This is a genomic window from Rhodoblastus sp. (assembly GCF_019449565.1).
Classification (GTDB): Bacteria; Pseudomonadota; Alphaproteobacteria; order Rhizobiales; family Beijerinckiaceae; genus Rhodoblastus.
In genome coordinates, this window is sequence record NZ_JAGRPM010000083.1 from 55,731 (window position 1) to 73,865 (window position 18,135).

The following is an 18,135-nucleotide window of genomic DNA, read 5'->3' on the forward strand; positions in this document are numbered from 1 at the left end:
TGCCTTCGCAACGCAAAAGCGATGGCAAATTGACCTTTGCGCGGATTCGGGCGACATGTCGCAACGAAGAAAAGGCGGGAGTAAATGGCCGGGAACAGCGGGACTTTCGGCGCCGGCGACGCGATCTTCCTGGTCGTCGCGGCGGGACGGGGAGCGCGCGCGGGCGCGGGCGGACCGAAGCAATATCGCACGCTGGCCGGGCGCCAGGTCCTGACCCGCACGCTTGAAGCCCTGCTCAATGGCGCGCCAGAGGCCAGGGCGCTGGTGACGATTCATCCCGACGATCTCGACCTCTATCAGGCCGCCGTCGCGCCGCTGCCGGACAGCCTGCGGGCGCGGTTGCTCGACCCGGTCTTCGGCGGGGCCACCCGGCAGGACAGCGTCTGCAACGGCCTGGAAGCCATTGCGGCGCTCGGCGCCGCTGACGACGCGCCGGTGCTGATTCATGACGCCGCCCGGCCCTTCGTCGCGCCCGGGCTGATCACGCGCGCACTCGACGCCGCGCGTGAGCGGGGCGCCGCGGTTCCTGGCCTCGCCGTCATCGACACCATCAAGAAGGTCGCGGAGGACGAGCGCATCGTAGCGACGCCGGAGCGCGCGACGCTTCGGGCGGTTCAAACCCCTCAGGCCTTCCAATTCGGGCTCATCCTCGCCGCCCACCGCGCCATTCGCGCCGACGGCTGCCGCGAACTCACCGACGACGCCGCCGTCGCGGAATGGGCCGGCCATTGCGTCTTCGTCTTTCCCGGCGAAGCCGAAAATTTCAAGCTCACGACAGCCGAGGACTTTTTGCGCGCGGAGAACAGAATGCTCAATGATCTTCCTGACATCCGCACGGGTCAGGGTTTCGACGTCCACGCCTTCGGCGAGGGCGACCATGTCTGGCTCGGCGGCGTGCAGGTGCCGCATGACCACGGATTGGTCGGCCATTCGGACGCCGACGTGCTGTTGCACGCCATCACCGACGCCGTGCTCGGCGCCATCGCCGATGGCGATATCGGCGCGCATTTCCCGCCGAGCGATCCGCAATGGCGCGGCGCGGCGTCTGACCGTTTCCTGCGCCACGCCGTGGAGCGCGTCGCCGCACGCGGCGGCCGCGTCGCCCATATCGACGCCACCTTGATCTGCGAACGCCCCAAGGTCGGCCCGCACCGCGACGCCATCCGCGCCAGAATCGCCGAAATCATGGACCTGCCGCTCGACCGCGTGGCGGTGAAGGCGACGACCTCGGAACGCCTCGGCTTTACCGGGCGCCAGGAGGGAATCGCCGCGCTCGCGATGGCGACGGTTCGACTGCCGTGAACGCATGACGCCATTGTCGCGCAAATTCGCGAGACAATGGCTAGGAGCGAATGCCATAGGGCGTCGAAAGACGCCCGTCGGGCGACGGGCTACCGGCCGAGCTGATGCGAGGACTTCGTTGCTCGCGATTTTTCGGGAGCAACAAATAAAATGGAGGTCAGATGCGCGACGAGATCCTCATCCTGGCGCGGCGCGTGCTCGACGCCTGTTTCGCGCGCAAACTCAAGATCGCGCTCGCGGAATCCTGCACGGGCGGCCTGATCGCCGGCGCGCTGACGGAGATCGCCGGGTCGTCCGATGTGTTCGAGCGCGGCTTCGTCACCTATAGCAACGAGGCCAAGCAGGACCTGCTCGACGTGCCGGCAGGGCTAATCGCAGCACACGGCGCCGTCTCGGCGGAGGTCGCCGAGGCCATGGCGCTCGGCGCGCTGGCGCATTCGCGCGCCCAGCTCGCGCTCTCGGTGACGGGGATCGCCGGGCCGGGCGGCGGCTCGGCGGAGAAACCCGTCGGGCTCGTGCATTTCGGTCTCGCCCAAAGCGAGCGGCCAACCCTGCTCCAGCGCAAACACTTCACCGACGGGCGCGCCAAAGAGCTTTCGCGCAACGAAATCCGCCGCCACGCGGTGCTCACCGGGCTGCAAATGCTGCTCGAAGCCGCCGCGCCGCAATTGCGCGCCTGAGCCGAATTGGAGGCAGACTTGTCCAATCATCTGTTCGATCTGATCGCGTCGAGAATTTCCGATCCCGAGAAAATCTTCATCCAGTCGCTCGACGGCGCATCGATTTCCTATCGCCAGATGCTGTCGGCCAGCGCGCGCTACGCTCATGCGCTGGTTGCGCTCGGCGTCGTGCCTGGCGACCGCGTCGCGATTCAGATGGAGAAATCCCCGGCCTTCCTGTTCATCTATCTCGCCTGCCTGCGGGCGGGCGCAGTCTTTCTGCCGCTCAACACCGCCTATACGCCGCATGAAGTCGGCTATTTTCTCTCCGACGCCCAGCCGAAGCTCATCGTCTGCGACCCGGAGAGCGCGGATTCGCTGAAGGATTCGGCTACAAAGGCCGATGTCCGGATCGTGGTTCATGGATACGGGCAGGATGGCGAACTCTATGATCTCGCGGCCGCCAGCCCGCCGGATTTCGTCAATGTCGCGCGCGGCGCGGGGGATCTCGCCGCCATCCTCTACACGTCCGGCACGACCGGGCGCTCCAAGGGCGCGATGCTTTCGCATGACAATCTCGCCTCCAACGCCCTGACGCTCGTCGACTATTGGCGTTTCACGGCGAAGGACGTGCTGATCCACGCCCTGCCCGTCTATCACACCCACGGCCTGTTCGTGGCGACCAACACCATCCTGCTCTGCGGCGGCTCGATGATCTTCATGCCGAAATTTTCAGGCCCGCAGATTCTCGAAGCCATGAGCGCGCGGCCCGGGCGACTGCGCGGCACCGTGCTCATGGGCGTGCCGACCTTCTACACTCGCCTGCTCGACGAGCCGGGCCTGACCGCCGAAGTCTGCGCTTCGATGCGGCTGTTCATTTCAGGCTCGGCGCCGCTGCTTGCGGAAACCCATCGCGCCTTTTCCGCGCGCACCGGCCACGCCATTCTCGAACGCTATGGCATGACCGAGACCAACATGAACACGTCGAACCCCTATGACGGCGCGCGCGTCGCGGGCACGGTGGGCTTCCCCCTGCCTGGCGTGTCGCTGCGGGTGGCCGATCCCGAAACCGGCGCGGCGCTGCCCAAAGGCGAAATCGGCATGATTGAAGTGAAGGGACCGAATGTCTTCATCGGCTATTGGTTGATGCCGGAAAAGACTGCGAGCGAATTCCGTCCCGACGGCTTTTTCATCACCGGCGACCTCGGCCTGATCGACGACGACGGCTATGTGCGCATCCTCGGACGCGGCAAGGACCTCATCATCAGCGGCGGGCTCAACATCTATCCCAAGGAAGTCGAGTGCGAGATCGACTCCCTGCCCGGCGTGGCCGAGAGCGCGGTGATCGGCCTGCCGGACCCGGATTTCGGCGAAGCCGTCGCGGCCGTCGTGGTGCGCGAAAAAGGCGCGACCATCGACGAAACGGCGATCCGCGCGGCGCTTCAGAACCGACTCGCCAAATTCAAATGGCCCAAGTCCGTTTACTTCGTCGAGGAACTGCCCCGCAACGCCATGGGCAAGGTGCAGAAGAATATTCTGCGCGCGAATTACGGCGGCTAGATAGACTCGTCGCGCGGGATGCGAAACGCCTCACGGCGCGGGCCGGCCGGCGTCATGCGCCGCCGCGCGCCGATGCGGTCGCCTTCCTCCATCGGGCCAAGATCGGACTCGCCGTCGGGAAAGACGACCAGCGCGCGATTTCCGATACGGACGAGAACGAGACGGTCGTCGCGCTCGGCGAGGCGCGCCCATTGTTTGATCTTGTCGAAAAACGGCCGCCGCCTCCAGCGGTCGGGCTGGCTGGCGTCGACATGAACCGCGACCATGCGGCCGTCGCCTTCCAGCGTGACGACGAGTTTCGCGCGGTCGGGGCGCCAATCCTCGCCGAGTTCAGGATTGGTCAGAAAAGCGCAGGTGAAATCGCGGCATTCTCCCGGCCGGCGCGGATAGATCGCGCAGCCGCCGCCCGGACGGCACTGGGCGCACCAGCGGCCCGGCGGCTTGTCGATCTCGGCGATTTTCATCACCTTGCAGCACAGCGTGCAGGAGCCGCAGCTGCGCCCCTCCACAATGGGAAGCGGCGGCAAATCTAAAACTGCGGCTTGCGGTAATGCGCGAGATCGGCGGTCGGAGTCACCGATTCCGGATCGTAATCATGCTGCGCCAATTCGCGCGCGGTCTTGTCGCCAGCCGCCGCCGACTTATCCACCAGAGCCTTGCCGAGCGCGCGGTCCTGCGCGACGCCATGACCGCGCAGCAGGTCGAGGCCGTAATTCAGCTGTCCAATCGAGGAGCCGGTGTCGGCCAGGCGCTTGTCCCAATCCGCCGCCTTGGCAGGGTCCGAGGGGCGGTCATAACCATTTTCCTCGGTCCAGGCCGCCCAAGGCATGGCGTAGACATTGCTGTGCTCCGCGCAGCGTTCAAAAATGCGCCGCGCCGCGTCGTGCCAGCCCATTTTGGCGAGGGGATAGCCATACATGCACATGCCGGGGTCGAAGCGCGCCTCCTTGGACCGCTCGGCCCAATATTCGATGCTCAGTTCGGAGGGTGGATTGAGCGTTCCGGCATCATCCCCACTGCTTTCCGCGCGGGCCGGCGCCGCGAAGGACGCCCCGGTCAACAAAGCGGCGATCAAAAAGCTTTTGCCGATCATTTCAAACTTCCCCCCGGAAGCGGCGTGGTCAGAACTGAGGATGGCGATAGCGCGCCTTGTCGGCTTCGGGCGTAACCGATTCCGGGTCGTAATCATGCGCGATCAGCTCGCGAGCGGTCGAATCGCCGCCTGCGGCCGCGAGGTCGATGAGGGACTTTCCCGACGCACGGTCGAGCGGCGCGCCGTGGCCGCGCAACAGGTCGAGGCCGTAATTGAACTGGCCGATCGGCGAGCCGGCATCGGCAAGGCGCTTGTCCCATTCGGCGGCCTTGACGGGGTCGGAGGCACGATCGTAGCCGTTCTCCTCCAGATAGGACATCCACGGCATGGCGTGCAGATTGCCGTTATCGGCGCAGCGCTCGAAGATGCGCCGCGCCTCCTCATGCTGGCCGGTCTTGTCGAGGAAGACGCCGTAGCCGCACATGTGGGGATCGAAACGCTCTTCGGTCGATTTCGCCGCCCAATATTGCATGTCCAGCACCTGCGGGTTCAACTCCTCGGGCTGTTCGGCTGCCGAAGACCCGGCGACGGCGGCCTCGACGCGGATGGCGAGAACGAGCGCGCAGGCTGCAAGAAGCAGTCTCATCCGGGTCTCCAATTTTGCTGTTTCAACGACCATCCCAAAACAAATGGCCGCCCCGCGCAGCGGAAGCGACCAGAGCGTTTGGAGGAAGAGGGAGGCAGCCGACGCGGTGTGGAAGGAAGCGCCGCGTCGGCAAAATCGTCAGATTTCAGCGGACATATAGGAAGTGACTTCCATGCCGCAGCAAACTTCGCAAACTTCCGGAGCAGTCCAGGTCATAGCTTTCTCCCGTTGAACGACTTGTTTCGTCGAGCGTCTTCGACGCATGGATTTTTATAGGCGCGGCGCTCATGGGATGCGTCAGACCCCGGCGAGAAAATTGTAAGATTTTTGTCAGGGATCCTCGTCATAGCGGTAGCCGACGCCATGAACCGTCTTGATGATGCAAGGATGCGCGGGATCGATCTCGATCTTGCGCCGCAGCCCTGAGACATATTGGTCGAGCGCGCGGCTGTTCGGCATGTAATCGCGGCCCCAGGCGGCGTCGAACAATTCGTCGCGCGAGACCGCCTTGCCCTTGCGGGCGCTCAGCGCCTGAAGAATCGCCAGCTCGCGCGGCGCGAGGTCGATGCTCTGGCCGCCACGCCACGCGCGCAAAGCCTCGGGATCGATCTCCAGATCGCCCATGCGCAGACGCGGCGCAGGCTCCGCTGGCGCGGCTTCGGGTGACGGCGCGGCGCGCGTCCGGCGCAGCGCGGCCTTGATCCGCGCCACCAGTTCGCGGGCCGAAAAGGGCTTGGCGATATAATCATCGGCGCCGATCTCCAGCCCGATCACCCGGTCGATCTCGGCGCCGCGCGCGGAAAGCAGCAGGATCGGCGTCTGGGCGTCGCGCGCGCGGATGCGGCGGCAGAGATCGAGCCCGTCGAGATGCGGCATCATCACATCGAACAGGCAAAGCGCCGGCGCTTCCTCGGTGAAGGCGCGCCAGGCCGCCTCGCCGTCCTCCGCGACGACGCAATCGATGCCCTCCAGCGACAGAAGATCGACCAGCCCGGCGCGCAAGTTGGGATCGTCTTCGGCGATGAGAATTTTCATCCCTTCCCCTCGTCGGGTTTGGCTTCGATCGTGGCCCGCGCGCAAAGACCCGGATCGGCGCCGCTCAGCGCGAAGCCGCCGCCATTGGCGCGCGCCAGCTCTTGCACGATCGAAAGCCCGAGCCCGTGCGATGGCTTGACCTCGCCGCCCTGCGGTCCGGCCGCGCCGTAATCGCGCACGGCGAGCGCCAGCAGACCGTCGCGCCAGTCGATAGCGACGTCAATCCTCCCCGGGGCGTATTTGCGGGCGTTGTCGATGAGATTGACGAGGATGCGCTCGAAGGCTCCGGCGTCGAAACGCAACCGTGGCTGCGCGTCGCATTGCACCTCGCAATAACAGCCCGAGGCGGCCATCAGCTTCTCGTAACGGGCGACGACGCGCCGCGCCAGGGCGCATGGATCGCCGACTGAGGTTCTCGGCGCCGGGGCCGCGCCGCGATCGCTGCGGATCGTTTCGCCCGCGAGCGCGTCGAGCCGGTCGATTTCCTCCGCCAGCACGCCGCAATAGCGATCGACTTCGGGCGCGCCTCCGGCCTTGCGCGCGATGAGTTCGGCATAGAGTTTCAGATTGGCGAGCGGCGTGCGCAGATCATGCGAAAGCCGCGCGGCCAGCGCGGCGCGGGCGGCGTCCTCCGCCAGCCGCGCCTTGTCGGCCCGGCGGGCCTGCCAGACCAGCAACAGCCAGACCAGCGCAAGAGGCGCGGCGAGCGCGAGACGGCCGAATGCGCTGTGACTCGGCGCGGGCGCTCCGCCGGCGTCGATCGCCCAGCCATGCAGGGCGCCGGTCTGGAGGAAGGATTCATAGCCCTCGGGCGCCTCGCCCTTTTTCCAGATGACCCGGTCGAAGGAATCGCGCAGGCGAAAAGCCCAGCCCGGAAAGGCCCTGCTGCGCGCATTCAGCGCTGCGATCATGGTGGGAAAGACGAAACGGCCATTGAGGGCGAGGCAGGTTTCCTTCCGCGCCTCGCCTTCGCCGATGCGGCGGCATTCGAAATAATAGGCGCCGGAGGCGTTAGGGAACCAGCCATTGACGAAATCGCCATCGCGCAGAAGATTGGCCGCGTCGATCAGCGTGCGTAGCTTTTCTTCCCACATTTTGGGCGCGGCGAGGGGATCTTCCGGCGGGAACAGCGTGCGGTCGCCTTCGCGGATCAGCACGAGCAATTCCATGTCATAGCCGGAAATGACCCGCCAGAGCGCCTGCGGCGGGTCGAGGCCTTCCGCCGTGGCGCGCGCGACATTGATCTCGGCGTAAAGCGCAAGTTCCGTCACTTCATTCGCCGCCGCATAGCCGAGCGCTTCGGCCGCGCGCTGCGACTGACGGCGCGCGCTCTCGCGCAGGGCGAGATAATCGGCGTCGAGCCATTGCGCCGCGAGAAGGGCGACGAAGGCGAGCGGCAGGGCGTAAAACAGAGCCTGCCGGGCCGTCGCCGCCCAGTTTTCACGCGAGAGCGGCGGAATTTTCGCGCCGCCGGAGGTCAATTTTTGGGGAAAGCCTTGGCCAGAGCGTCAAGACCGCCGCGATAGACGCCAGCGATCGCCTTGCGGGCGGCCTCGGCTTCCGAGCCGGCCACGGGCTTGAACGACGAGGACCACACGACTTCGCTGCCTTGTCCGTCCGGCTTGACCGTAATGGTCGAGACATAGCCCGTGACCGGCAGAACCTTCTGGTTCGCGCCATTGTCGAGGATGCGGTAGGAATAGCTGTTCGGCTTGTTCTGCACGATCGCCTCCCACAGGATCGGACCGCCGAGATCGAGCCGGCGCTGCGAATCCGCCTTGTCGCCGTCCGATGCTTCGGTCGACTTCACTGCCGGATGCCAGGACATGTCGCTGAAATGACCGATCTTCTCCCAGACTTTGGCGGGCGGCGCGGCGAGCTTCACCGTCTCCGTCACCTTCACACGTTCCGCCGCATGAGCGGAAAGTCCGCCAAGCGCCACAAGCGCCGTCGCGATTGCAAGTTTCTTCATATGACTTCCTCCCTTAGAGGGTAATGGCGCGTCGACCGCAGGGTTGGGCCCCTGACTGAAACGTGAGCGCGTCCATTTGCCAATGCGCCACAAGTTGCGGCAAAAAAGAAGAGGCAGAATGTAAGAATTTTGTCTGACCGGAGCGCGCCATGCCGCAGCCAGACCTTTTTTCGCCCCGCGCGACGGTGCGCGGGCTCGCGCCTGTTTCTCCCCGAGTGCTCGCGCTTTCTCCCCGAGTGCTCGCGCTTGGCGATTGCGCGGCGACGATCAGCTTCGGCGATACAATCGCGCCGGACATCCATGCGCGGGTAAAGGCCTTTTGTGCGGCGCTCGCGGAGGCCGCGCCGATCCCCGGACTCGGCGAATGGGCGCCCGCCTTCGCCTCCGTGACCTTGTGGTATGATCCGGACCAGATCGCCTTCGCTGATCTGGCGAAACGCCTCGCGGATCTGGCGGAACAGCCCGCACGCGTCGGCGAGACGGGCGCCCTGTTCGAGATTCCCTTTTGCGCGGAAGGTGATTTCGCGCCGGACCTTGACGAGGTCGCGGCGCTTGCGGGCCTGACGCCGGAGATCTGGCTGGCGCGTTTCGCCGGGCTGGATTTCGAGGCCTATATGCTCGGCTTCCAGCCCGGCTTCGCCTATCTCGGCGGCTTGCCGGACGCGCTGTCCGCGCCGCGACTGGCGACGCCGCGCAAATCCGTTCCCGCAGGCTCAGTCGCCATCGCCGACGGCATGTGCGCCGCCTATCCCTATGCCAGCCCCGGCGGTTGGCGGCTCATCGGCCGCACGCCCGCAATATTGTTCGACATCGGCAATGCGGCCCGCCCCGCCCTGCTCGCGCCGGGCGACCGCGTGCGCTGGCGCGCGATTTCCCGCGCCGAATATGACGCGCTCGAACGGCGCTGGCGCGCGGAGGGTTTCAACCCCGACAGCTTGCGGGCTCCCTCATGAGCGCGCGCCTCGCCGTCATCCGCCCCGGCGCCGGGGTCGCGGCGCAGGATTTCGGCCGCAGCGGCTTTCGCGCGCTTGGCGTCCCGCTGTCCGGGGCGCTCGATCCGCTTCTGCTCGCCGCCGCCAACGCCCTCGCCGGCGCGCCCGACGATTCGGCGGGTCTGGAGATCCTGCTCGCCGGGCCAGAATTGCGCGTCGAACAGGAGGCTCTTCGTATCGGCCTCGCCGGCGACCTGTCCGGCATTCTCACGCGAGCGAGCGGCGCGCGCGAAAACATTCCCTCGTGGCGCGGGATGATCCTGCGCGAAGGCGACACGCTGGCGCTGCGCCTCGGCCGCGGCCCGGCCTATCTCGGCTTCTCGGACGGCCTCGACCTGCCGCAGGTTCTCGGCGCCCGCGCGACCTTTTTGCGCGCCGGATTTGGCGGACTGGAGGGCCGCGCGCTTCAAGCCGGCGATACACTCTCGTGCGGCGTGGCGGCGGCAGGCGATTTTTCGGCCCCGCCGTTGCAACATATGCCCGGCCCGATCCGCTTCATCTCCGGCCCGCAAGCCGATCATTTTACGGCCGAAGCTCTGGCGCTTTTCGCAACCGCCAAATGGCGCGCGGGCGCTGACAGCGACCGCATGGGCCTGCGGCTTTCCGGCCCGCGCCTGACCCACAGCGCGCGCGGCGCGAATATCGTCTCGGACGGCGCGACGCCCGGCGCGATCCAGGTCCCCGGCGACGGCCAGCCCATCGTGCTGCGCGCCGATTGCCAGACCTCTGGGGGCTATGCCAAGATCGGCTGCGCTATCTCGGCCGACCTGCCCCGTCTGGCCCATATCGCGCCCGGCGACATCGTGACCTTCGCGCCGGTCGATCATGCCGATGCGGCGGCGGCGCGCAGCAGGACGCGCGAAAATTTCGCGCGATGGCGGCGGGAAATCGCGCCGCTCGACGGATGGGACCCGGAGAAATTGTGGAGCGAAAATCTCATCAGCGGCGCCATCTCCGGCCAATGAAATTCAACGGCGCGACTCCATGACCCGGCAAAGACAAATCAACCTCAACGCCGACCTCGGCGAGAGCTATGGCGCCTGGCGCATGGGCGACGACGCGCGCCTGCTGCCGCTGGTCCAATCGGCCAGTCTCGCCTGCGGCTTTCACGCCGGCGACCCGGTCACGATGGGCCGCACGGTGCGCGCCGCCGTCGCCGCCGGCGTCAGCCTCGGCGCGCATCCCTCCTATCCCGACCTTCAGGGCTTCGGCCGCCGCTCGATGCGCTGTTCGGCGGAAGAGGTTGAGGCTCTCGTCCTTTATCAAATCGGCGCGCTCGACGCCTTCGCCCGCGCCGAGGGAGCGCACGTCACGCATGTCAAGCCACATGGCGCGCTGAGCAATGATTCCAGCCGCGATCCCGCGCTCGCGACCGCGATTGCGAGCGCGGTCAAGCGTTATGATCCCAGCCTCATCCTGCTCGCGCCAGCGCATTCGCGTCTCGCGGAAGCCGGAGTCGCGGCGGGCCTGCGGGTCGCCATCGAAATTTTCGCCGACCGGACCTATGAGGACGACGGCGCGCTGACGCCGCGCGCAGAAGCGGGCGCCGTATTGCATCAGCGCGAGGCCTGCCGCGCCCATCTCTCCGCCATGCTGGACGGCGGAGGACTGGTGACGCGCGGCGGAAAAATCCTGCCGACGCCGATCCACAGCGTCTGCATTCATGGGGACGGCCCCGGCGCGGTCGACATCGCCGCCGAACTCCATCGATATTTGCAAAAAAACTTTCGACTGGCGCCTCTGCCGGCCTTGTTTACCTAGGCGCAGCCTTGCATCGGCGCGCATGAAAGCTATGCTCGCGCAAATTTCGCTCCAGAAGCGATTTTTGCACAGGAGCGTCCATGTCCGCCGCCCTCGCCACACGCGCCGAACGTTTCGCCACAGGCAAGTCGCTTCGCAAGCTCACGCCGCGCGCCGCCCATGGCAAGTTGGTCGGTCCGATCGAACGCGACGCCAACGCCATCCTGGAGGCGCAGAACGCCACGCGCCTGCCCGGCCTCATTCCGGTGCGCCGCCAATTGATGGCGGAGAGCCCTTTCGCCTTTCTGCGCGGCGCGGCGGCGGTGATGGCCAATGACTTGCGCTCGCAGCCTATGGTGGGCGCGCCGGTGCAGGCCTGCGGCGACTGCCACCTGATGAATTTCGGCGCCTTCGCTACGCCCGAAGACAATATCCTTTTCGACATCAACGATTTCGACGAAACCCTTCCCGGCGTCGATTTTACCGTGGACGTCAAGCGCCTCGCCGCCAGCGTCGCCGTCGCCGCAGCCGACAAGGGCCTGAACAAGTCCGAGCGGCACAAGCTGGCCGCCGCCGCCGTGCGCGCCTATCGCAAGCGCATGGAAACCCTTTCCTATCTGAGCCCGCTGGAAATCTGGCACAACCAGATCGACCTCGAGCGCGAGGCGAAGAAGTTCCGCAGCGCCTCGCTGCGGCGCAAGATCGCGACCGTGATTGCGCGGGCGCGCGGCGAGGGCCTCGACCGCGACGACAATTTCCCCACTCTGGCGGAATCCGGCGCGCCGGTGATCCACGACAAGGCGCCGCGCATTTTCCATTTCGCCGCAGGATCGGACGCAGCCAACGGCTTCGACGCCAAGGCCGGCGTGGAGACCTATCGCGACCGCCTCGCACCAGCCACCCGCACGCTGTTCGGCCGCTACGCCCTGCGCGATTTCGTGTTCAAGGCGGTCGGCGTCGGCTCGGTCGGCACTTATTGCTATGTTGGCCTGTTCATGAGCGGCGATGACGAGCCGATGTTTCTGCAGATCAAGGAGGCCAACCATTCCGTGCTGGAGGCATTGGACGAGCGGACGGCCTTCAGCGGCCATCAAGGCCAGCGCGTGGTGGAGGGCCAGCGCATGATGCAAGCCGCCAGCGACTTCTTCCTCGGCTGGACGGAAAACGACCCATCGGGCCGGCAATATTACGTGCGGATGCTCAAGAATCGCCGCCTTGGCGGCGTCAGCGAAATCTCGGAGGCGGAAGGACTGGCCGATTATGCCCGGCTCTGCGGCCGCACCCTGGCGCGGGCCCACGCGCGCTCGGGCGACGCCGCAGTGATCTCGGGCTATATGGGCGACAGCGAGGCCTTCGACGAGGCGATCGCCGATTTCGCTCTGGCTTACGAACAGCAAACCGAAATCGACCACCAAGCCTGGAAAGCGACCCTGCCGACGGCGCCGTGAGACTGGCGACGCGGGAAGAAGACGCGGCGGCCGATGCCGGCCGCCGCGCCGAAGTCCTTACACGAGCCCGGTCGCGTAATACACCCCGATCACGACGAAGACGGCGAGGGTCTTGATGCAGGTGACGGCGAAGATGTCCTTATAGGACTGCTTGTGCGTCAGTCCGCAGACCATGAGCAGCGTGATCACCGCGCCGTTGTGCGGCAAGGTGTCCATGCCGCCCGACGCCATCGACGCGACGCGGTGCAGCACTTCCATCGGAATGCCGTTTGCGTTGGCGGCTTCGATGAAGTCCTTCGACATGGCGGCGAGCGCGATCGACATGCCGCCCGAGGCCGAGCCGGTGATGCCGGCGAGCGAGGTCACCGTGACCGCCTCGCGCACCAGCGGATTGGGAATCGCCCCAAGCGCATCGCGAATGACGATAAAGCCCGGCAAGGTCGCGATAACGGCGCCGAAGCCATATTCGGAGGCCGTGTTCATCGAAGCGAGCAATGCGCCGGCGACCGCCGCCTTGCCGCCTTCCGCGAATCGCGCGCTGACCTGTCGCCAGGCGAAAACGAGCACCGCGATGATGCCCGCCAGCAGAGCGCCTTCGACCGCCCAGACCGCCTGCAACTTGTCGACCGAAATATGGACCGGCGCCGCCATGGCCGGCAGCTTCAGGTCATAGGCCGCGCCATAGCCGTCCTTGATCAGCACCGTGAAGAGCTTGTTCAGGCCGAACACCATGAACAGCGGCAGCATCGCCAGCCAGGCGGGCGCGAGCTGTTCATGCTCCATGGGCGGCGGTTCGTTGGTATGGCCCTCGCCATATCCCTCGCCGGCGGCCGCCGCGCGCCGGCGCTGCCATTCGAGATAGGTCATGCCGACGATCAGGATGAAAATCGCCCCGATAATGCCCAGCGCGGGAGCGGCGAAGGCGGTCGTCTTGAAATAGGTGGTCGGGATGATGTTCTGGATCTGCGGCGTGCCGGGAAGCGAATCCATGGTGAAAGAGAAGGCGCCCAGCGCGATGGTGCCGGGAATGAGCCGCTTCGGGATGTGGCTCTGGCGGAACATTTCCGCGGCGAAAGGATAGACCGCGAAGACGACGACGAAGAGCGACACGCCGCCATAGGTCAGGAGCGCGCCGACGAGGACGATCGACAGCATCGCCCGGCTTTCGCCGAGCATGCCGATCACCGCCGAAACGATGGATTTCGAGAAGCCGGAAATCTCGATCATCTTGCCGAACACCGCGCCGAGCAGGAAGACCGGGAAATAGTCCTTGATGAACCCGACCATGCGTTCCATGAAAACGCCGCTGAAAGCGGCTGGAACGGCGGCGGGATCAGTAAGGAGAACCGCGCCCAAAGCAGCGATGGGCGCGAAGAGAATCACGGAAAACCCGCGATAGGCGACGAACATCAAGAAGCATAAAGCGCCAAGGGCGATCAGAAAATCCATGGCTGTTTCCTACCCGCTGGAATTCACGCAGGCGCCGGTTCCCCCCGACATCCTTGCCGCTTTATTTGTAAACGATTTTTTGGCTTTAGCGATGCGTCCGAGGCCAAGCTGAACAGTTTTTTTCGCGCAGGTTTGGCGCGACGCCGCGACGAAGTGGACGGCGATCAAGATGACCCGACCCTTCGGGCATGAATTGATCAGGCGACCGACGCGACAGCCGCGACGGCGATGTTTCGGGCGCGTTCGGCGAGCCTGTCGCGGATGCGAACTGGAACCTGTCGTCGCCCCTTGGCGCGCGGATAGGGCAGTTCGGCTATGGTCTTTCCATCAGGATATAGCGCCACATGCTCCGTCCAATTGTCGAACCGGAGCCTGTCAACATTATCGACGAATGTTTCGACAGGCGTGTTTTCTGCGAAAATCACTGAATGGTCGTCCAGCTCAATATGAAAATAGGTCAGGATCGGCGGCGCGTTAACTTCACGCACGATCGAGATTTCATTAACGAGCGTGGCCGCCTGCGCCAGGACGCCATCGATCAGGATGGCATGATCGGGTGAGACCCGGAGGTCGCGGGCCGGGACGTTTTCATCCAGCGCGCCGGCCTTGATGCGAATCGGCAGCACGCGCAGTTTGTCGCCAAAAACCGTCGAGACCGTTTGGCGCCCGAGCCAGCGGACAGGCCGTGCGCGCCCATCGGCGGTCAGCACGAGGTCGCCGGCCTTCAGGGATTCGACAACGGCTTCACCGTCGGGTGTGAGGATCTGCGTGCCGGGCATGAAGCAGGTTACCTCGACTTGCGCAGTGACTGTGCCCCACCAGGCGTCCGCCCCCCTCGGAATATTGACGACGTCACGATCCGTACTGATAAATTCATTGGAAATCCAGAATCCGTTTGGATCGTTCGGATCGGCGACCGCTGTCGAATTGAGCCCCCACCGTTGCACGCTCGTTGCCGGATCGCCGCCAGGCAGTGGATTATTGATCAAGGCCGAGTCGCTCGATTGGTAAAGCGTCGGCGCGCTGAAGCTTTGGTTCGGCCCGGCCACGACGTAATAGTCGGACGGAAGCTGCGTTGTTCCGGAAGCGGTGAAATTAATCAGCACATCGCCGGCGGCGTTGACGGCGATCGAGGGATTGAAGATCGCCACATTCGCGCCCAGGCCAGTCGAGACGCCAGTGATTTCGCCGCCAGCAACAAATTGTGGCGAGCTGGGTGTCGTGACGTCATATTGAAACCACGCCACGACGGGCTGCGAACTGGGCGAAGCCTGTGCTTCGCTGACGCCGAAAACGTAATTCCTGCCATTGAGCGTCTCGTAAGCGAGGCCTTGGATACGCGAGTCGAGCGCGTCGAGCTGCGGCGCGCCACCGGGCTGGGAAGCCAGGAAATCGCCGCTGCCGGAACCGACATTGGCGTTGCCGGGCGAAAGCGACTGAATCGCGCTGTAACCATTCGTGGCATCGTAAGTCTGATAGGAAAGCTTGACTTCCGAGCCGTCGGATGTCGCGCCAAAAAAATAAGTCGTGTAGGTCGATCCGGAAAAACCCGTGACTGGGCGCATGATTCCGTCGCTGCTCGGCGCGACCGCAGGCGTGACGCCGGCGATCGAGCCTCCGGCCGAGACCGCGGCCTCGGGCACGATCCACTGAGCCGTGCCTGCGAAATCCTCGGCGTCCTGCGCGGTCGTCACATAGATTTCGCCGCCGCCCACCGAAATGACGGGCACATCCGGTTCGGTCGTGGTTCCGGATATGGGCTGCCCTATATTCAGATAGGCGACCGACCAACCAGCGCTCGGATCCTGCGTGATGGCGAAATCCAGGCTGTAAGAGCCATCGTCATTCAGCTGGATAGCGCTCAGCACATAATTGCCGTTGGAGGCGTCATAGGCGAGGCGCGCGTCATAAATCGACGAGACGCCTGCCGAAGGAAACAGGGAATAGAAACTTTCCGGACTTGAGGTGATTCCCGTGGACAGATTGGTCCACTCTATCTGCGAGCTTTCGGCGGTGATCGCATAATACGGCCCGACCGCAAGCGCATTTTGCGGAGGCCAGTTATGCGGGTCGGAGATGCCCCACAAGGTTGTAATGACAGCCGAAGTCGCCAATGGGAGACCCCCTAAATTCAAAGTTGAAGCCTCGATAAGTGTCGAGCTTAAACGAAAACTCCCGAATATTCTCTGGCGGCGTCCAAGTCTGGTTACTACGCCTCGAAACGCCGCAATGATCTCCAGGCCATGATGAGGGCCGAGGTGAAAGCGATGCTCCCGTTCATTGCTGGTTCAGGCCAAGCTCGCTAAATGGAGCTATTTCTGTTCCGGAATTATATCGAGATGAAATTCGAACTCTGCATTGCATCCTTGGTTGCGCTGGTCGAGCGTCCCTTGCTGCCTCACAACCTGAGCCGCCACGTCGACACCGCAGTAGATCCCTATCTTGTGTGCTTTGCCGGCGACAAAACCGGTGAGCGCCTCCGGATCGCCAGCAAGTTGGGTCATAAAGCGACCGACGCGCCACCGGCACATGTTGAAGCCGTGCAGAATTATCTGAGACGATGAAGAGAGCCAGATCAGCATCAACGTCACGCCGGCCCTGGAACGGCCTATTTTCGCGACGATCAATCTGCTATTGCCCCTGATTTTCAAGGGGATTTGGCGGAAGGGGTGGGATTCGAACCCACGGTGGGCTCTCACCCACGGCGGTTTTCAAGACCGCTGCCTTAAACCACTCGGCCACCCTTCCTTCAGCGACCCGCCTTCTGGCCTCTTCGCGCGCGAAAGGCAAGATCTAAGTCGCCCCGCGCGGTCTCATTAAAGCCGCATCGCCTTTCTATTTCCGCGCGAACCGCTTAACAAAAGCCCCATGCCGCCTCCAGCCAGGACCATTGCCCCAACGATGAACGACAGCGCCGACACGACCATGGACCCGAACGCGGGCGAAAGCCGTACGATTTCCTTCGTTTCGCTCGGCTGCCCCAAAGCGCTGGTCGATTCCGAGCGCATTCTGACCCGCCTGCGCGCCGAGGGCTATTCCATCAGCCGCAACCATCACGGCGCGGATGCGGTCATCGTCAATACCTGCGGGTTTCTCGACAGCGCCAAGGCTGAATCGCTCGCCGCCATCGGCGAGGCGCTCAAGGAAAACGGCAAGGTCATCGTCACCGGCTGCATGGGCGCCGAGCCCGGCCCGATCCTCGACGCTTATCCCAATATCGCCGCCATCACCGGCCCGCAGGATTATGAAAGCGTGATGCAGGCCGTGCATCGCGCCGCCCCGCCCGCGCCGCATCCTTTCGTGGACCTCCTGCCGCCACAGGGCGTGAAGCTCACCCCGCGCCACTATGCCTATCTCAAGATTTCCGAAGGCTGCCACAACCACTGCACCTTCTGCATTATCCCCAAATTGCGCGGCGATCTCGTCTCGCGCCCGGCGGCGGACGTGCTGCGCGAGGCGGAGAAACTGGTCAAGGCCGGGGTCAAGGAGCTACTTGTCGTCTCGCAGGACACTTCCGCCTATGGACAGGATCTGCGCTACGCCTCAAGCGAATTTGACGGCCGCGAGGTGCGCGCGCGTTTCTATGACCTGGCCGAGGAGCTGGGCCGGTTCGGCGTCTGGACCCGCCTGCACTATGTCTATCCCTATCCGCATGTGGATGACGTGCTGCCCTTGATGGCCGAGGGCAAGATCCTGCCCTATCTCGACATTCCCTTCCAGCACGCCGCGCCCAATGTGCTGCGCGCGATGAAGCGCCCCGGCAATGTCGAAAAGACGCTCGACCGCATCCACGCCTGGCGCGCCATCTGCCCCGATCTCACATTGCGCTCGACCTTCATCGTCGGCTTCCCCGGCGAGACTGAAGAGGATTTCCAGATTCTGCTCGACTGGCTCGACGAGGCGAAGCTCGATCGCGTCGGCGCCTTCAAATATGAGCCGGTCGCCGGCGCCGTCGCCAATGATCTCGGCCTTGAGCCGGTCCCGCCCGAGGTCCAGCAGAACCGCTGGCGCCGCTTCATGGAAAAGCAGCAGAAGATTTCCTCCGCGCGCCAGAAGGCCAAAGTCGGCAAGCGTGTGGCCGTGATTCTGGACAAGGTCTTCCCGGGCGGCGGCGAAGGTCGCAGCAAGGCTGACGCGCCGGAGATCGACGGCAAGGTCTTTGTGACCTCGCGGCGTCCCTTGCGCGTCGGCGATATCGTCACCGTGAAGATCGACCGCGCCGAGGCTTATGATCTATACGGCAGCGTTGTCTGACTCCTTCTCCCCTTGCGGGAGAAGGTGGATCGCCGCAACAGCGGC

General features: G+C 64.7%; 17 protein-coding genes and 1 tRNA gene. 8 read left to right on the forward strand and 10 right to left on the reverse strand.

The window, feature by feature from the left end:
• Positions 1 to 84: 84 nt before the first annotated feature.
• The 3 genes from QZ409_RS18825 (at position 85) to QZ409_RS18835 (ending at position 3,521) form a co-directional block, all read left to right on the forward strand.
• Complete coding sequence (locus QZ409_RS18825; RefSeq protein ID WP_296714392.1) at positions 85 to 1,302, forward strand: bifunctional 2-C-methyl-D-erythritol 4-phosphate cytidylyltransferase/2-C-methyl-D-erythritol 2,4-cyclodiphosphate synthase; 1,218 nt, start codon at positions 85 to 87, stop codon at positions 1,300 to 1,302.
• Between the two features lie 161 nt (positions 1,303 to 1,463).
• Positions 1,464 to 1,982 carry a CinA family protein gene (locus QZ409_RS18830; RefSeq protein ID WP_296714393.1) on the forward strand — a complete coding sequence of 173 codons (519 nt, stop codon included), beginning with the start codon at positions 1,464 to 1,466 and terminating at the stop codon, positions 1,980 to 1,982.
• Positions 1,983 to 2,000: 18 nt separating this feature from the next.
• Positions 2,001 to 3,521, forward strand: coding sequence for a malonyl-CoA synthase (locus QZ409_RS18835; protein WP_296714394.1), 1,521 nt, complete (start codon positions 2,001 to 2,003; stop codon positions 3,519 to 3,521).
• On the opposite strand, the gene QZ409_RS18840 is transcribed toward QZ409_RS18835, so the two are convergent.
• The 6 genes from QZ409_RS18840 to QZ409_RS18865 form a co-directional block, all read right to left on the reverse strand.
• On the reverse strand, positions 3,518 to 4,048 hold the full coding sequence (locus QZ409_RS18840) for a hypothetical protein (protein ID WP_296714395.1): 531 nt from the start codon (positions 4,046 to 4,048) through the stop codon (positions 3,518 to 3,520). The genes QZ409_RS18835 and QZ409_RS18840 overlap by 4 nt on opposite strands.
• Before the next feature lie 2 nt (positions 4,049 to 4,050).
• Positions 4,051 to 4,614: a sel1 repeat family protein gene (locus QZ409_RS18845; protein ID WP_296714396.1), complete on the reverse strand. Its 564-nt coding sequence runs from the start codon at positions 4,612 to 4,614 to the stop codon at positions 4,051 to 4,053.
• Between the two features lie 28 nt (positions 4,615 to 4,642).
• Positions 4,643 to 5,200 carry a hypothetical protein gene (locus tag QZ409_RS18850; RefSeq protein ID WP_296714397.1) on the reverse strand — a complete coding sequence of 186 codons (558 nt, stop codon included), beginning with the start codon at positions 5,198 to 5,200 and terminating at the stop codon, positions 4,643 to 4,645.
• A 330-nt stretch (positions 5,201 to 5,530) separates the two neighbouring features.
• On the reverse strand, positions 5,531 to 6,235 hold the full coding sequence (locus QZ409_RS18855; RefSeq protein WP_296714398.1) for a response regulator transcription factor: 705 nt from the start codon (positions 6,233 to 6,235) through the stop codon (positions 5,531 to 5,533).
• Positions 6,232 to 7,716 (reverse strand): HAMP domain-containing sensor histidine kinase, encoded by a 1,485-nt coding sequence (locus QZ409_RS18860; protein ID WP_296714400.1) that lies wholly within the window; start codon positions 7,714 to 7,716, stop codon positions 6,232 to 6,234. The genes QZ409_RS18855 and QZ409_RS18860 overlap by 4 nt, the downstream gene beginning before the upstream one ends.
• Positions 7,713 to 8,207 (reverse strand): SRPBCC family protein, encoded by a 495-nt coding sequence (locus QZ409_RS18865; protein WP_296714402.1) that lies wholly within the window; start codon positions 8,205 to 8,207, stop codon positions 7,713 to 7,715. Before QZ409_RS18865 ends, QZ409_RS18860 begins: the two co-directional genes overlap by 4 nt.
• 149 nt (positions 8,208 to 8,356) lie before the next feature.
• Here QZ409_RS18865 and pxpB point away from each other — a divergent pair, with 149 nt between their 5' ends.
• The 4 genes from pxpB (at position 8,357) to QZ409_RS18885 (ending at position 12,387) form a co-directional block, all read left to right on the forward strand.
• A complete protein-coding gene (gene pxpB, locus QZ409_RS18870; RefSeq protein WP_296714403.1) occupies positions 8,357 to 9,160 on the forward strand; it encodes a 5-oxoprolinase subunit PxpB in 804 nt (267 codons plus the stop codon).
• Positions 9,157 to 10,164 carry a hypothetical protein gene (locus tag QZ409_RS18875; protein ID WP_296714404.1) on the forward strand — a complete coding sequence of 336 codons (1,008 nt, stop codon included), beginning with the start codon at positions 9,157 to 9,159 and terminating at the stop codon, positions 10,162 to 10,164. The genes pxpB and QZ409_RS18875 overlap by 4 nt, the downstream gene beginning before the upstream one ends.
• Before the next feature lie 19 nt (positions 10,165 to 10,183).
• The gene (locus QZ409_RS18880) at positions 10,184 to 10,960 is read left to right on the forward strand and encodes a 5-oxoprolinase subunit PxpA (protein ID WP_296714405.1); all 777 of its coding nucleotides are present in this window, start codon (positions 10,184 to 10,186) and stop codon (positions 10,958 to 10,960) included.
• An 80-nt stretch (positions 10,961 to 11,040) separates the two neighbouring features.
• On the forward strand, positions 11,041 to 12,387 hold the full coding sequence (locus tag QZ409_RS18885; RefSeq protein ID WP_296714406.1) for a DUF2252 domain-containing protein: 1,347 nt from the start codon (positions 11,041 to 11,043) through the stop codon (positions 12,385 to 12,387).
• 57 nt (positions 12,388 to 12,444) lie between these two features.
• Here QZ409_RS18885 and QZ409_RS18890 read toward each other — a convergent pair whose 3' ends face one another.
• From QZ409_RS18890 to QZ409_RS18905, 4 genes are all read right to left on the reverse strand, one after another.
• Complete coding sequence (locus QZ409_RS18890; protein WP_296714407.1) at positions 12,445 to 13,836, reverse strand: GntP family permease; 1,392 nt, start codon at positions 13,834 to 13,836, stop codon at positions 12,445 to 12,447.
• 197 nt (positions 13,837 to 14,033) lie between these two features.
• Positions 14,034 to 15,950 (reverse strand): Hint domain-containing protein, encoded by a 1,917-nt coding sequence (locus QZ409_RS18895; protein WP_296714408.1) that lies wholly within the window; start codon positions 15,948 to 15,950, stop codon positions 14,034 to 14,036.
• Between the two features lie 198 nt (positions 15,951 to 16,148).
• A complete protein-coding gene (locus QZ409_RS18900; RefSeq protein ID WP_296714409.1) occupies positions 16,149 to 16,463 on the reverse strand; it encodes a hypothetical protein in 315 nt (104 codons plus the stop codon).
• Between the two features lie 31 nt (positions 16,464 to 16,494).
• Positions 16,495 to 16,584: transfer RNA gene (locus QZ409_RS18905), tRNA-Ser, on the reverse strand.
• Positions 16,585 to 16,761: 177 nt separating this feature from the next.
• On the opposite strand from QZ409_RS18905, the gene rimO reads away from it, so the two are divergent.
• Positions 16,762 to 18,090, forward strand: a complete 1,329-nt coding sequence (gene rimO, locus QZ409_RS18910; protein ID WP_296714467.1) for a 30S ribosomal protein S12 methylthiotransferase RimO — start codon at positions 16,762 to 16,764, stop codon at positions 18,088 to 18,090.
• Positions 18,091 to 18,135 lie beyond the last annotated feature (45 nt).